Source organism: Nodosilinea sp. E11 (assembly GCF_032813545.1).
Lineage (GTDB): Bacteria > Cyanobacteriota > Cyanobacteriia > Phormidesmidales > Phormidesmidaceae > Nodosilinea.
This window is the reverse complement of the sequence record NZ_CP136520.1, coordinates 3,622,100-3,636,116: the sequence shown is the minus strand read 5'-3', so window position 1 is coordinate 3,636,116 and position 14,017 is coordinate 3,622,100. Positions and strand designations below refer to the sequence as shown.

At 56.1% G+C, this 14,017-nt stretch carries 12 protein-coding genes and 1 tRNA gene; 9 read left to right on the top strand and 4 right to left on the bottom strand.

The window, feature by feature from the left end; genetic code table 11:
• Positions 1-33: 33 nt before the first annotated feature.
• The 7 genes from RRF56_RS18330 to RRF56_RS18300 all read left to right on the top strand — a co-directional run bounded on the left by RRF56_RS18330 (position 34) and on the right by RRF56_RS18300 (position 9,477).
• Positions 34-2,490 (top strand): EAL domain-containing protein, encoded by a 2,457-nt coding sequence (locus RRF56_RS18330; RefSeq protein ID WP_317034602.1) that lies wholly within the window; start codon positions 34-36, stop codon positions 2,488-2,490.
• A gap of 308 nt (positions 2,491-2,798) precedes the next feature.
• A complete protein-coding gene (locus RRF56_RS18325) occupies positions 2,799-4,190 on the top strand; it encodes an NAD-dependent succinate-semialdehyde dehydrogenase (protein WP_317034601.1) in 1,392 nt (463 codons plus the stop codon).
• A 79-nt stretch (positions 4,191-4,269) separates the two neighbouring features.
• On the top strand, positions 4,270-5,907 hold the full coding sequence (locus RRF56_RS18320) for an acetolactate synthase large subunit (RefSeq protein WP_317034600.1): 1,638 nt from the start codon (positions 4,270-4,272) through the stop codon (positions 5,905-5,907).
• Positions 5,908-6,134: 227 nt separating this feature from the next.
• A complete protein-coding gene (locus tag RRF56_RS18315; RefSeq protein ID WP_317034599.1) occupies positions 6,135-6,863 on the top strand; it encodes a hypothetical protein in 729 nt (242 codons plus the stop codon).
• A gap of 119 nt (positions 6,864-6,982) precedes the next feature.
• On the top strand, positions 6,983-7,795 hold the full coding sequence (locus tag RRF56_RS18310) for a carbon-nitrogen hydrolase family protein (protein ID WP_317034598.1): 813 nt from the start codon (positions 6,983-6,985) through the stop codon (positions 7,793-7,795).
• 101 nt (positions 7,796-7,896) lie between these two features.
• Positions 7,897-9,348, top strand: a complete 1,452-nt coding sequence (locus RRF56_RS18305; RefSeq protein WP_317034597.1) for a cation:proton antiporter — start codon at positions 7,897-7,899, stop codon at positions 9,346-9,348.
• Between the two features lie 56 nt (positions 9,349-9,404).
• A tRNA-Thr gene (locus RRF56_RS18300) sits at positions 9,405-9,477 on the top strand.
• A gap of 134 nt (positions 9,478-9,611) precedes the next feature.
• Here the strand turns inward: RRF56_RS18300 and RRF56_RS18295 are convergent.
• The 3 genes from RRF56_RS18295 to RRF56_RS18285 all read right to left on the bottom strand — a co-directional run bounded on the left by RRF56_RS18295 (position 9,612) and on the right by RRF56_RS18285 (position 11,651).
• Entirely contained in the window at positions 9,612-10,613 is a 1,002-nt protein-coding gene (locus RRF56_RS18295; protein WP_317034596.1) for a hypothetical protein, read from the bottom strand.
• 14 nt (positions 10,614-10,627) lie between these two features.
• The gene (locus RRF56_RS18290) at positions 10,628-10,834 is read right to left on the bottom strand and encodes a hypothetical protein (protein ID WP_317034595.1); all 207 of its coding nucleotides are present in this window, start codon (positions 10,832-10,834) and stop codon (positions 10,628-10,630) included.
• Positions 10,835-10,988: 154 nt separating this feature from the next.
• The gene (locus RRF56_RS18285) at positions 10,989-11,651 is read right to left on the bottom strand and encodes a TetR/AcrR family transcriptional regulator (RefSeq protein ID WP_317038366.1); all 663 of its coding nucleotides are present in this window, start codon (positions 11,649-11,651) and stop codon (positions 10,989-10,991) included.
• A 137-nt stretch (positions 11,652-11,788) separates the two neighbouring features.
• Here RRF56_RS18285 and RRF56_RS18280 point away from each other — a divergent pair, with 137 nt between their 5' ends.
• Positions 11,789-12,757: an NAD(P)-dependent alcohol dehydrogenase gene (locus RRF56_RS18280; RefSeq protein ID WP_317034594.1), complete on the top strand. Its 969-nt coding sequence runs from the start codon at positions 11,789-11,791 to the stop codon at positions 12,755-12,757.
• Here the strand turns inward: RRF56_RS18280 and RRF56_RS18275 are convergent.
• Positions 12,744-12,980: a hypothetical protein gene (locus RRF56_RS18275; RefSeq protein WP_317034593.1), complete on the bottom strand. Its 237-nt coding sequence runs from the start codon at positions 12,978-12,980 to the stop codon at positions 12,744-12,746. The genes RRF56_RS18280 and RRF56_RS18275 overlap by 14 nt on opposite strands.
• On the opposite strand from RRF56_RS18275, the gene RRF56_RS18270 reads away from it, so the two are divergent.
• The gene (locus RRF56_RS18270) at positions 12,979-13,932 is read left to right on the top strand and encodes a hypothetical protein (protein WP_317034592.1); all 954 of its coding nucleotides are present in this window, start codon (positions 12,979-12,981) and stop codon (positions 13,930-13,932) included. The genes RRF56_RS18275 and RRF56_RS18270 overlap by 2 nt on opposite strands.
• The last annotated feature ends 85 nt before the right edge of the window (positions 13,933-14,017 follow it).

The following is a 14,017-nucleotide window of genomic DNA, read 5'->3' as shown; positions in this document are numbered from 1 at the left end:
TTTGGTAGTCGTGCGGTGCTGGTTTCCAGCCTAGTGACTCTTGCGATTGTGTCTGGGGCTAAGCGATTACAGCTGTTTGAAACCTCAGAGATGTCGAGTTTTGACCTGCTCACTCGATTTTTGGTTCAACAGTCTTCAGACCCACGGCTGCTGCTGGTAGAGATAACCGAAGCCGATATAGCCGCTTACGGCTGGCCCCTAAGCGATCAGGTCGTAGCTGATATTGTGGGCGAGATCCAGCGCCACGAGCCAGCCGTGATTGGCCTAGACCTCTACCGCAATACGCCTCATTCGATGCCAGGTCAGGCGGCACTGGCCGCACAGTTTGAAACTCCCAACGTCATTGGTATTTTTAACGTGGGGCAGACTGACGGCATTGAGGTGCCAGCCCCAGACACTTGGCCAACCGACCAAATTGGCTTTAACGATTTTGCCATTGACCCCGATGGAGTGCTGCGTCGCAACCTGCTCTACGTGGCGGCTCCAAACAATCCCTTTTATTCGTTTCCGCTGCGGGTGGTACTGGCTTACCATGCCGATTTAGAGTTTCAAGTTGATCGAGATAATGATCTGCTACGCATTGGCGAGACAGAGTTGCCAGCTCTGCTGTCAGGGGACGGCGGCTATGCCAATGTTGATAACCGGGGTTACCAGGTGCTGCTCAGGTATCGCACCCCCTACGAGCCAGCCCCCACCCTAACGATTACCCAGGTGCTGGCTGGGGCTGTGCCCCCCGAGTGGGTACAGGGAAAGGTTGTGCTGATTGGTTCGACGGCGTCTAGTCTAAAGGACGAATTTTTTACCCCCTTTAGCAAAGAGCAGGCGTCTCGATTTGTGATGGCTGGGGTAGAAATGCATGCCCAGAGCATTAGCCAACTGCTGGATGCGATCGCAGGCCAGCCTGCCCTCTACCGATTTTTGCCTCAGTGGGGCGAGTTTCTCTGGCTATTGGGCTGGACCTTAGTAGCTGGGGTGGTGGGCTGGCGAGTGCGGCAACCCACCCTGCTGCTGTTGTTCACCGGGATTGCCATTGTCGGCCTGTGGGGGCTGAGCGGCTTAGCCTTGGCCAATTTGCTGTGGGTACCTACGGTAGAGCCTCTGGTAGCTTTTTTACTGGCTCTAGGGCTAGTTTTAACTCAAAAAGTGCTGTACCGCAGCAGCTACGACCAACTCACGCTGCTGCCGGGTCGCGATATGTTTCTACTTCAGGTGCAACGAGCCTTGGGTCAGCAGCCCGCTACGGCGGTGACGGTGGTGTTTTTAGATATCGATCGCTTCAAGCTGATCAACCAGTCCTTTGGGCACATCGTCGGCGATCGCGTGCTGCGAACCATGGGTCAGCGGCTGCGGCAGTTTTTACCCACCTCGGCTCATCTCGCCCGGGTGGGCGGCGACGAGTTTGCTTTTTTGCTGCCGGTGCATGACCAACCCGTTGTCGATCAGTGGCTCAACAGTCTCCAAAGCGAGCTGTCGGAGCCATTCTCTATTGCCCAGCGACGACTCTCGGTGACCAGTTCGATGGGGGTTGCTATGGCCCATGGCGACCATCCTCCCATTGCCCAAGATCTGCTGCGCGATGCTCACACCGCTATGTACCGTGCCAAGGCACTGCACGAATACCGCTATGAAGTGTTTGCTAGCACTATGCACGAAGAGGCGGTGCGCCGCCTAGAACTAGAGAGCCACCTGCTCAACGCCTTTGATAACGATGAGTTTTTGCTACATTACCAGCCGATTGTATGTTTACGAACTGGCCGCATTGCCGGGTTTGAAGCTCTAGTCCGGTGGTATCGCCCCGAGGAGGGGTTTGTGTCGCCGGGGCAGTTTATTCAAGTCACCGAAGAAACTGGGCTAATTGTGCACCTAGGCCAGTGGATTTTTCGAGCCGCCTGCACCCAGCTCAAAGCTTGGCAACAGCAGTTCTCTGACTATCCTCTGACGATGAGCATCAACCTGTCGCGGCGGCAGTTTCATCAGTCCAACTTAGTAGACCAGTTTAGCGATACCCTCCGCGACTTAGATTTGGCGGGTAATCGGGTGCAGCTAGAGATTACCGAAAGCATGATCATGCGTGACGTCGATGGGGCCACCAACCTGATGCACCGGCTGAAAGAGCTAGGGCTTAAGCTGGCGATCGATGACTTTGGCACTGGCTACTCATCGCTCAGCTATCTGCACCGCTTCCCCACCGATACGCTGAAAATTGACCAGTCGTTTGTCGGCCGCATGGAGGAGAACCACGACGATCGCGAAATTGTTCACACCATTGTGGCTCTAGGCCAGAAGTTAAATATGGACTTAGTGGCTGAGGGTATTGAAACTGAAAATCAGCTGCATCGGCTGCGAGCGATGGGCTGTCACCGGGGGCAAGGTTACCTGTTTTCCCAACCCCTGGGCCGAGATGCCGCCACCGCGCTACTGAGCAATCCATTGCCCTGGACTCGCTTTGACACCCTAGAAAGCTCCTCAGAGACGGCCAAAAAAGGCTAAAATTCGGCGTTCTCGTCATCATTACATAACACTATGTTTTGTGCAGAAGTAATAGGATGAGGGGGTAACTTTTTGTGCTTCAAGGCACAGTTAAGAGAGACTCAGTTTAGGGGTTGGCGGCCAAAGCTACGTTTGTGCCAAGGGCTAACACACTCCATCCGCTATCTGGCCTAGGTTGCCGAGATTTAGACCTAGGTTGTTAGGCTGCCTGCGATCGCGTCCACCGTGCCGCTATCTAGGGTTAGCCAGGGCAACAGGAGCAAGCGGACCATTGGCCGCCGACCTCACGACCAACAGGAGGTCAAACCATGCCCATCGCTAGTATTAACCCCGCCACCGGAGCGGTGCTCAAGGAATTTGCTGCTCTAGAAGACAGCGAGTTAGACGACAAAATTGCCCAAGCGGCTACAACATTTGTTACCTATCGCCACACCACCTTTGCTCAGCGGGCCACCTGGCTGTGCCAAGCCGCCCAGGTGCTCGACGACAACAAAGCGGCCTACGCCAAAATCATGACCCTAGAGATGGGCAAACCCCTGGCCGCTGCCGTCGCTGAGGTCGAAAAAAGTGCCCTAGTCTGCCGCTACTACGCTGACCACGGAGCCGAGTTTTTGGCCGATGAGCCTGCGACGACCGACGCCAGCCGCAGCTTTGTTCGTTACGAACCCATGGGGCCAGTGCTGGCGGTGATGCCGTGGAACTTCCCGTTTTGGCAGGTGTTTCGCTTTGCTGCTCCAGCCCTAATGGCGGGCAATGTGGGGTTGCTCAAACATGCCTCAAACGTACCCCAATGTGCCCTGGCCATTGAGGAAGTGTTTCAAAAGGCGGGGCTACCGGCGGGGGCGTTTCAGACCCTGCTGATTGGCGGCGATCGCATCGCCAAGCTCGTCACCGACGATCGCATTAAAGCGGCCACCCTCACCGGTAGCGAGCCCGCTGGAGCCAGTTTGGCCGCCGCCTGTGGTCAGCAGATCAAAAAAACCGTGCTAGAGCTGGGCGGCAGTGATCCATTCATCGTTATGCCCAGCGCCGATTTAGACAGTGCGATCGCCACCGCTGCCACGGCCCGCATGCTCAACAACGGTCAGTCCTGTATTGCTGCCAAGCGGTTTATCGTCCACGACTCGATTGCCGATCGCTTTGAGCAGGGGCTGACCGAAACGTTTGCCGCTCTGGTGGTGGGCAACCCGCTGGATGCAGAGGTTACCGTTGGCCCCCTGTCAACACCCGATATTGCTGCCGAGCTAGAGCAGCAGGTTAATGCCTGCCTAGAGGCCGGGGGCAAAGCGCTGATCGGCGGCGATATTGCCGCGCTCAAGGCGCAGCTACCCGCTGAGCTACAAAACGGCAACTGGTTTCCGCCCACTATTTTGGCCGCCCTGCCACCGGGCACCCCCGCCGAGCAAGAAGAATTTTTTGGCCCGGTAGCCCTGGTGTTTCGGGTCGGTAGTCTGAACGAGGCGATCGCACGGGCTAACGACATTCCCTTTGGCCTTGGGGCCAGCGGTTGGAGCCAAGACCCCACCGAGCAAGAGCGCCTGATTGCTGAGCTAGAGGCCGGGGCAGTCTTTATTAATGGATTAGTCAAGTCTGATCCGCGCCTGCCCTTTGGCGGCATCAAACGCTCAGGGTACGGTCGCGAGCTGGGCCGCCAGGGCATGCTCGAGTTTGTCAACCTCAAGACCGTGTGGATTAAATAACTTCACGGTAGAACCTTCTAACGTTCTAATCTCCCAATCGTCAACCCTTTCCCCCCCCCCTACTCCCCAGAATCACGCTATGAACACCGCTGAATTGCTTGTCCAGTGCCTTGAGAACGAAGGCGTCGAATACATCTTTGGTCTGCCGGGGGAAGAAAACCTCCAGTTGCTCCAGGCCTTAAAGCGATCGTCGATTCAGTTTATTACCACTCGCCACGAGCAGGGGGCGGCCTTTATGGCCGATGTCTACGGGCGGCTGACCGGTAAGGCCGGGGTCTGCCTATCGACTCTTGGCCCCGGTGCGACTAACTTAATGACCGGCGTAGCCGACGCCACCCTCGATCGCGCCCCATTAGTGGCGATTACCGGCCAGGTAGGCACCGATCGCATGCACATTGAGTCGCACCAGTATCTCGACCTGGTAGCTATGTTTGCCCCGGTCACCAAGTGGAATGCCCAAATTGTGCGGCCCAGCAACACCCCCGAGATTGTGCGTAAGGCCTTTAAGTTGGCCCAAAGCGAAAAGCCCGGTGCCGTGCACATTGATCTACCCGAAAACATCGCCGAAATGGAGGTGGTGGGGGCTGCCCTCCGCAAAGACAGCCAAGAGAAAACCTACGCCTCATTGCAGAGTATTCAGCAGGCTGCGGTGGCGATTTCTCAGGCCAGTAACCCCATGATTTTGGTGGGGAATGGGGCGATTCGAGCCAGCGCCAGCGAGGCCCTCACCGAGTTTGCCACTCAGCTCAACATTCCAGTGGCCAATACGTTTATGGGCAAAGGGGTCATTCCCTATACCCACCCGCTGGCGCTGTGGTCCCTGGGGTTGCAGCAGCGCGACTACATTAGCTGCGCTATGGAGCAAGCCGATTTAATCATTGCCGTCGGCTACGACCTAATCGAGTATTCGCCTAAAAAGTGGAACCCCGACGGCAATCTGCCGATTCTGCACATCAACCTCACCCACGCCGAGATTGACAGCAGCTACATCCCTAAAGTGGAAGTGATTGGCGACATCTCTGACTCGCTCGAAGAAATTCTTAAGCGGGTGAAGCGCCAGGGTCGCCCTGAACCCACCAGCCTGAAGGTGCGCGACGAAATTCGCGCCGACTACGAGCAGTATGCCGACGACTACGGCTTCCCGATCAAGCCCCAAAAGCTGATTTACGACCTGCGCCAGGTGCTCGACGCCGAAGACATTGTGATCTCTGATGTAGGGGCTCACAAGATGTGGATGGCCCGCAACTACCACTGCCTGCGCCCCAACACCTGCCTGATCTCCAACGGGTTTGCGGCCATGGGCATTGCCTTGCCGGGGGCACTGGCGGCCAAGCTGGTGCACCCCAACCGCAAGGTGGTGGCGGTGACCGGCGACGGCGGCTTTATGATGAACTGCCAGGAACTCGAAACGGCTCTACGGGTGGGCACGCCCTTTGTCACCATCATCTTTAATGATGGCGGCTACGGGCTAATCGAGTGGAAGCAGATGAACTACTATGGCGAGTCAACCTATATTCACTTCACCAACCCTGACTTTGTGAAGCTGGCAGAAGCCATGGGGCTGAAGGGCTATCGGATCGAGTCGGCTGAAGACTTTATTCCGACGCTAAAAACGGCTCTAGAAGACGATGTACCGGCGGTGATTGACTGTCCGGTAGACTACCGCGAAAATCTGCTGTTTAGCCAGAAAGCGGGCGATCTGAGCTGCTTGACTTAAGCCGAGGGAGGGTTGAGTTATAAGCCTAATACGAAATCCGAGTTGGGAAACTCCGATTCATAATCAGGAACCCCGTAGGGGGTATTCAGTTAGGATTTGGCCTAAAAAGAGGCTCTGATTGCAGCAGGCAACCCAATCAACTGCTGCAATCCACTCTGTCGCTAAAAGTTCCCGGTTGTCACCCCAACACCACCGAAAACCTAAAGGTCTACTTGTGGTGCGTGGCTATGGTGCAGAACCTACGGAAGTTTTCTCTGTTTTGGAGCATTGGCGGGGTTGGAGCGATCGCGATCGCTCTCCTGGGCCTCTTTTCTCCGGGCTACGACCCTACTGAGCCCCAGATCACCCTCAACTCTCTCTCCCCGGCACCCTGGCAGCAGGGTACTGCCCTGGGCTGGCAGGCTGCCGTTGCTGCCCAGACGGCCCAGAGCCCAGCCGAGTGGCAGCAGGTGAGCGATCTCTGGGGTGAGGCGATCGCGGCCCTAGAAAGCGTGCCCAGCGATGACGCCAACTTTGCCCAGGCCCAGGCTAAAGCTGAGGAATACCGGGGCAACCAGGCGATCGCCCTGGCCCGCCAAGCTGTGGCCCGCCCGGCTGCCGCCCTAGCCGATCTCCAACAGGCACTAGCGGCTTCAGACCCGGCCTTTACCTTCACTCCAGATCCCGCCGGTCGCCTGGTTGGGCAATCGGCGGATGGCTTGGCCACCGTAGAGCTGGCTGGCGACCGGGCGACCCTCGTTTTACCCCGCAGCGACCAAGGGGCGCTGACTATGGCCCAGGTGGTTTATGCCAACCAATTTTTGGCCCTGACTGCCCCCGAAGCTGCGAACCAGCCTTGGCTGCTGACGGGGCTGCGGGATGTACAGGGCGATCGCCCCGTGACTCTGCCTGTCTCTGCCCCGGTCACCCTCAGAACCCAAGCCCAGGCCATAGAGATTATGGTTACTCAGCCTTAGCCCGCAGTCATTCCCAGGCTGTTTTTGGCTAACTGGGCAAACCGTTCCCCTGAGCGAATAAAATTGAAGGTCATGGAACGCAGATGTTCCACGATTCCTCAACTCCAGCCAGGTAATTTATGAGAGCGTATCGGGTCGCCGCCGTTCAGATGACTAGTGTGCCAGATTTGGCTAAAAATTTGGCCCAGGCCGAAGAATTGATTGATTTGGCGGTGCGTCAAGGGGCAGAGCTGATTAGTTTGCCCGAAAACTTTTCGTTTTTGGGCGATGAAGACGCCAAAATTGCCCAGGCTGAGACCATCAGCCAGGCCAGCGAAGCCTTTCTCAAAACCATGGCCCAGCGCTATCAAGTCACCCTGATTGGCGGTGGCTATCCCGTCCCGGCGAAAGAGGGCAAGGTGTTCAATACAGCCCTGCTGGTTTCGCCCGAGGGTCAAGAGCTGCTGCGCTACGAAAAAGTGCACCTGTTTGATGTCAACCTGCCCGACGGTAACACCTACCGCGAGTCAAACACAGTAATCTCTAGCCATCTGCTGCCCGATGTCTTTCCCTCTAAAGACTTTGGTATTTTGGGCCTTTCGGTGTGCTACGACGTGCGCTTTCCAGAGCTGTACCGCCATCTATCGCAGCAGGGGGCCGAGGTGCTGGTGGTGCCCGCTGCCTTTACTGAGTTCACGGGCAAAGACCACTGGCAGGTGCTGTTACAGGCCCGCGCCATCGAAAATACCTGTTATGTGATCGCCCCGGCCCAAACCGGATTCCATAACGCTCGCCGTCAGTCCCACGGGCACGCCATGATTATCGACCCCTGGGGTATGGTGCTGGCCGACGCTGGCGTTGAGAAGGGCGTTGCGATCGCCGAAATCACCCCCGATCGCATTGCCCAGGTGCGACGCCAGATGCCCTCTTTATCCCACCGTGTTTTCCCCTAGCCCGGTTGCCACTCGCCAAACTGCTGCTGGAACGATTTCTGTGAACTCTACAGCAAGAGAAATCTCATGTACATTGGACAGGACGAGTTAGAGCGGTCTGCATGGCAAATTGGATGAGTGGCCTCATCGGCAGCGACCTGATTACCGGTATTCAAAGCAGTGATATATGTCTCAGGCCTCTGACTAGCCCCTGGCTAGCAGAGGTGTCAGAGACCGAGATCGAACCCCTAGTGCTAGCCAGCGTGCTGCTCAGCCTAATTGTGGTTTATCTTGCTGCCAAACTTGGTGGCGAGTTGTGCGCTCGCATTAACCTGCCCGCTGTCCTCGGTGAACTTGTAGGCGGCGTCATCGTCGGCGTGTCGGCCCTGCATCTGATTGTCTTCCCCGAGGGCGGCGGCGAGGTGCAGTCTCTGCTGATGAACCTAGTCGGCATGACCACCGGCTTAGAACCCGAGGGCCTGCTCCAGGTATTTCGGGGCGAAAGCGAGGTGATCTCCATCCTGGCCGAGTTGGGGGTAATCATTCTGCTCTTTGAAATTGGCCTTGAATCTGACCTGAAGGAATTGATTCGAGTTGGCCCTCAGGCGGCGGTGGTGGCGATCGTAGGCGTGGTTGCCCCCTTCGCTGCGGGCACCGCTGGGTTAATTGTGCTGTTTGGGATTGACACCATTCCTGCCGTCTTTGCCGGAGCCGCTCTGACCGCTACCAGCATTGGTATTACCGCCAAGGTGCTGGCCGAAATGCAAAAGCTCAGCTCCAAGGAAGGGCAGATCATCATTGGGGCCGCCGTGCTGGACGACGTGCTGGGCATTATTGTGCTGGCGGTAGTGGCTAGCCTGGCCAAAACTGGTGAGATTGAAATTCTCAACGTCGTCTACTTAATTGCTGGAGCCGCCACATTTTTAGTCGGGTCAATTCTCATTGGTCGATTGCTCAGCCCCTACTTCGTCATGGTGGTCAACCAGATGCGCACCCGAGGCCAGGTGCTGATTAGCTCATTAATTTTTGCCTTTGTGTTGGCCTATATCGCTGCTGCAATCCAGCTTGAGGCCATTTTGGGTGCCTTTGCCGCCGGGTTGATCTTGGCCGAAACCTCTAAACACAAAGAGCTAGAGGAGCAAATTAGCCCAATCGCCGACATGCTGGTGCCCATTTTCTTCATCACCGTAGGGGCTCGTACCGACTTGAGCGTGCTCAACCCGCTAGAGCCTGCCAATCGAGCTGGGCTAGTGATTGCCTCGTTCTTGGTGGTGGTGGCCGTGGTCGGCAAGGTGATTGCAGGCTTTGCAATCTTTGGCCAACCCGGCATCAACCGCCTAGCGGTTGGCGTGGGCATGATTCCCCGAGGCGAAGTGGGCCTGGTATTTGCCGGAGTCGGAGCCGCCAGTGGTGTGCTGACCGAGTCGCTCGATGCAGCCATTATTGTGATGGTGATCTTCACCACGTTTATGGCTCCCCCTTTGCTGCGGCTTGTGTTCAAGGAAGACGATGGCACCATTGCGCCGATGGAGCCCGCCCCCGAACTAGAAACTGCCGACGAGGTCGGCCCTTAGAACGCAAGTTTGGTTATAAAGCTACCCGATTACATTGCTATACTAGGTATGCTTTTGCTGGTGTAGCTCAGTTGGTAGAGCAGCTGATTTGTAATCAGCCGGTCGCAAGTTCGAATCTTGTCACCAGCTTTCAAGCAGAACGATCACCCCCCGTGTTTAAAAGGGTTTTGGTCGTTCTCTGGTGACCGATGCTAAAAAAACATAAGGTCAGCGGGTAAGCCCAAAGACCTCCAGCACCTTGAAAAGCTGTCCCGTCTTAGCTCCTACTCAGACAGGCTTTCTGACAGCGATCGCCAGCCTGCTTCAGTACAGACACCCGCCTCAACGTCAGGGAGCATGCACCAGTAATGTTCCCCATCGAAGATCACATTGTCTTGACTCAGGGTTAGATCTGAAAGCGGGTGCCAGTCGTAGTGCCCCATCTCATCGTAGTAGCGGTACCGATCGCCCGCGACTTCTAGTCCCTGAGCGGTACCCCCCATCACGTAGTACCCATCCGGAATCAAAGCCGAGGGTGTGGCTTCGTAAAGGGCCGACTCACAAAGCTCATTCTCACCGTTACAGCCCTGCATAACCTGGCCACTGGCCGACACTATAGATATCCGATCGCCGTCGATCTGTAGCCAGTCTCCTTCGCTAGTCAGAATGGGGTTAGAGAACGGACCACGATAGAGGACAGAACTGCTGACCGTGCCGTGAGCACGAATCGTCGTAGAGCCATCTAGCTCGATAATAATGGACTGTTCAGTGCTATTGCCGCCGTAGAAATTAAAATAGCGTTCCCCAAAAAATGGAGGCGCTGCGTCGGTAGATTGAGCGATCGCCTCGTCCAAACCCCAGCTCAGAACGAAGCGTTCTCGATTAGTGCCAGAGCCGTTTTGAATGGTCGAGACGACAAAGACATCTCCAGCTTCATTCACAAATTCAAAACGACAAGGTCCCAGGCCTGTCCCCGCGCAGTCTTTGACTTCTGGGTAGCCCAAATTAACCAGCTCTCGGACGGTGGCATCGCTGAGGTTTGGCGCATCGCCATCGGTGCGAGGCTCCCAGCCCTGCCGAAGTAAGCGATCGCGGGCATCCTTATAAGGCATGTTTTGCTGAAGCCCCAGCTGATCTAGGGAATGAGCGGACTCTTTTAGGCCAGCTTGATCGAGCACGGTTTGGGTGGCAGGAGCGGTGTTGGTACAGCCCACCATCAGCCCGACGGCCCCGATCAGCGCAGCGACTGAAACAGGAACGGATAGCGATCTAAACGGTCTTTTCATGATCAAAATCCTGGCTAATAGGCTGTGTTACCCAAAAACAACGGCGATGCATGGAAAACGTCAACGGCGACAGCTCCGGGTTCAACGTCAAAGCTATACATCCCATACGCATTAAAGGTTGACGGCAACTCTAAGCCCGCCGCCCTAGGGGCCTGGGCCAACACCGTCGTAGCCGTTAAGATCAGCGCGGGAAACACCAAGCCAAACGACCAAATTTTCATCACAGAAATCAAAGTCAACGTGTCGTTTAATTGTGAGACTGTTCACTGCATCTTGGCTAATCTTCCCCAACTAATGCCCATATTCCGGAAATTGGCAGCAAAAAATGACATCGTGCCGGAGCAGCAGAACGCACTACACAGAGAGCTAGCCAGGTCATTTTGGTAGCCGGTCTAGGCCATCGAGAATGAGGTCTAGACCAAACTCAAAGTTATGCAGGCCATCATAGTCGCCCTGAATCACCTGGTGCGTCAGCTGATTCATATAAGGATATCGATCGCTAGGGATCTGCGAGAGGTAATCTGCGGCAACGTCTGAATAGTCCGACGCTTCGATGGGAAAGTTTAGCTCCTGAAGCGTAAATCCGTAGATATGGCTATCGATAGCATTCCAGACATGGTCGGCCATTTCAAACGAAAAGCCTGCTTCTTTTAGGCACCCTAGCGTTGAGTCCACGTAGCGCAGCATGGCTGGCCCTACATTGATCCGCGACACCAGCGGCATTGTGGCCCAGGGATGGCGCAGCAGCACCTCATGGGCAGAAATGGCTCGCTGACGCATGGCCATCTTCCAATCAGCGCCAGGGTTGGGCACCTCTATTTCACTCACCACGCTATCGACGATGCCATCGATCAGATCATCTCTGTTTGTAATGTGGTTGTACAACGACATGGCCTTAACACCTAGGGCCTTCGCCAGCTTTCGCATAGAGAGCGACTCCAGTCCGCCTTCATCGGCTAAACGGAGCGCCGTCTGCAATATTCGCTCTCGACTCAGGGGAAGACGCTCTAACTTTCCCGAACTGGTTTTCTCCACCATCGTGATCTGATTACGGTCACACCGAAACAGCTCAAAACTAAGCTCGATTGCTAAGTTTTGTTGTTCATAACTCATTGTTACATACAGCGTAAGTTTATGCTGGGCTTACGCTGTAAGTTCATCTAGAGGATACGACCATGAAAGCGATTACCCAGGCCAAATACGGCCCGACAGAGGTGTTACGGCTCACAGAGATAGATCGGCCTGGGGTTAAGGCGAACACGGTGCTGGTGCGAGTTCAGGCGGCATCGGTCAATGCGGGCGACTGGCATTTGATGCGGGGCAGTCCGTTTCTCGCGCGGCTGATGTTCGGGGGCCTGCTGAAGCCAAACATTAAGGTGCTTGGGTTTGATGTGGCGGGGACGGTTGAGGCTGTCGGCCAAGCGGTGACACGCTTTCAGGTCGGCGATCACGTGTTTGGTGACCTGTCGGAATGTGGGTTTGGGGCGTTTGCCGAATACGCTACTGCAACCGAAGAGGCTTTAGCCCTCAAGCCCAACAATCTCACCTTTACAGAGGCGGCGGCGGTACCGGGTGCCGCGATGACGGCCCTGCAAGCCCTGCGTGACATTGGCCAGGTTCAGCCTGGTCAGCGGGTGCTGATCAACGGCGCTGCCGGTGGGGTTGGCTCGTTTGCGGTGCAACTTGCGAAGGCTTTTGGCGCTGACGTGACCGCTGTATGCAGCAGCGCCAAAGTAGCTCGGATCAAGTCGCTGGGCGCAGACAGCGTCATTGATTATGCACAAGTAGATCTGAGTCAGAAAGAGGTCTACGACCTCATCATGGATGTAGCGGCCTATCGATCAGTGTTTGACTATTTGCCCTTACTTAAACCTCAGGGCACCTATGTATTGGTAGGCGGTGCGATCGCCCGCTTGTTCCTAGTTATGATTTTAGGCTCTGCCATTTCAACCCTGAGTAACCGCCGGGTGAAATCCTTGATTGTAAAGCCCAATACGACAGATTTGACCGTGCTGAAAGACCTGATCGAAGCAGGCAAACTGGTGCCCCTAATTGACCATCTTTACAGCTTAGAAGAGGTTCCTGAGGCCATTCGTCGCCTTGAGCAGCGACAGGTAGTCGGCAAGGTTGCTATTCGCATCTGAAAATAGGTTTTCCCACCAATGCGACAATGAAACGCAGTTTGATTAGCCTTGCTTTGGTCTCCTGCTGGGACTCAGCGGCTGCCCAGACCGCGATCGCAGGATCAGTCCGCCACTGGGGTGTTGCCCAATAGTTGCCACTGGGTTGTTTGGTCACTACATCCAAACCGCGATCGAAGCCGTAATGTTTTAGGAGATGTTTGACGTTACCCTCATTCGCTTCCATGGTTAAACCTGTCCCCTCCCACCAGCTGCCCCACCGCTATCCCCCGCCGCTGGGGAGCAAGGCCCGCAGCCTGGCAATGGCCAGTTTGAATCAGTCTTTAGCGATCGCCCTCGGGCTACTGAGCGGGATGGCCCTGCCTGTTGGAGCCACATCGGCTCCCCTTATAGCCCCTGATGCTAGAGACGGCGGCAGTCCAGCCATGCAAAACAAGCAAGATCCTTCAGCCCCCCCAATCCCCCCCCAGCCTCCCAATCTTCCCCGTGCTATCACCCCAGACGAAACCGGCATTGTCGGTTTGACCCCGGCCCCTAGCGACAATGTCGGGATTGGGCATCTGCGCCCTGCCGTTTCTACCCTGGGCAACAGCAGCGGCGCTACCGGGGCTAGCTGGCTACGGGGCGTAGCCCTACCCATTTATCCCAGCCCAGACAGTGATCATTGGGGCTGGCTAATCAACGGTTGGTTAGTGCCTAACGATGCCCCACCCTTAGCCATCGGCCGCGATGCTACCTTTTCAATGGTACAAACCGAAGCCCAAGCTTACGCCTTTCCAGTGCTAGAAATCCGCCCCGATGGTTGGTTTCGCTTTCAGTACACCCAAGCTGGGGCCGCCTGGGCTCACCGCTCCCATTTAGGTTTAGGCACTCTATCCCTGACCCTAGAGCGTTGGGAAATCTCCATGAAAGAGGCCACTCGGCTAGAGTTTCGCCGTCCTGGGCTATCGCAGCCGATGCGGTTGGCCCCTAACAATGCTGCGCCGCTCCAGGCTTTGGTTGGCCCCAACAGCATTATGCGACCCCTAGCCGTCGAAGGCGATTGGCTACGGGTACGCGTTACCCAGCCAGCCCTAGGCTGCGCCCCTCTGCCGGGGTCTAGCACCGCAGAAGGCTGGGTGCGCTGGCGCAACGATACCGATATACCGCTGGTGTGGTTTCCAGCCAATGAGTGCTAGGGCGTGTCATCCGTTTTGGCTTGGAACCGGGGTCATGCAGTTCGGGTTTGGTATCAGCGGTTAATTGATCACAGTCCCTAGTACT

Bases quoted from the DNA above. Each gene is read 5' to 3' on its own strand.
- RRF56_RS18325 (WP_317034601.1), top strand. From the start codon at position 2,799: ATGCCCATCGCTAGTATTAACCCCGCCACCGGAGCGGTGCTCAAGGAA.
- RRF56_RS18320 (WP_317034600.1), top strand. From the start codon at position 4,270: ATGAACACCGCTGAATTGCTTGTCCAGTGCCTTGAGAACGAAGGCGTC.
- RRF56_RS18315 (WP_317034599.1), top strand. From the start codon at position 6,135: ATGGTGCAGAACCTACGGAAGTTTTCTCTGTTTTGGAGCATTGGCGGG.
- RRF56_RS18310 (WP_317034598.1), top strand. From the start codon at position 6,983: ATGAGAGCGTATCGGGTCGCCGCCGTTCAGATGACTAGTGTGCCAGAT.
- RRF56_RS18305 (WP_317034597.1), top strand. From the start codon at position 7,897: ATGGCAAATTGGATGAGTGGCCTCATCGGCAGCGACCTGATTACCGGT.
- RRF56_RS18295 (WP_317034596.1), bottom strand. From the start codon at position 10,613: ATGAAAAGACCGTTTAGATCGCTATCCGTTCCTGTTTCAGTCGCTGCG.
- RRF56_RS18290 (WP_317034595.1), bottom strand. From the start codon at position 10,834: ATGAAAATTTGGTCGTTTGGCTTGGTGTTTCCCGCGCTGATCTTAACG.
- RRF56_RS18285 (WP_317038366.1), bottom strand. From the start codon at position 11,651: ATGGTGGAGAAAACCAGTTCGGGAAAGTTAGAGCGTCTTCCCCTGAGT.
- RRF56_RS18280 (WP_317034594.1), top strand. From the start codon at position 11,789: ATGAAAGCGATTACCCAGGCCAAATACGGCCCGACAGAGGTGTTACGG.
- RRF56_RS18270 (WP_317034592.1), top strand. From the start codon at position 12,979: ATGGTTAAACCTGTCCCCTCCCACCAGCTGCCCCACCGCTATCCCCCG.
- RRF56_RS18275 (WP_317034593.1), bottom strand. From the start codon at position 12,980: ATGGAAGCGAATGAGGGTAACGTCAAACATCTCCTAAAACATTACGGC.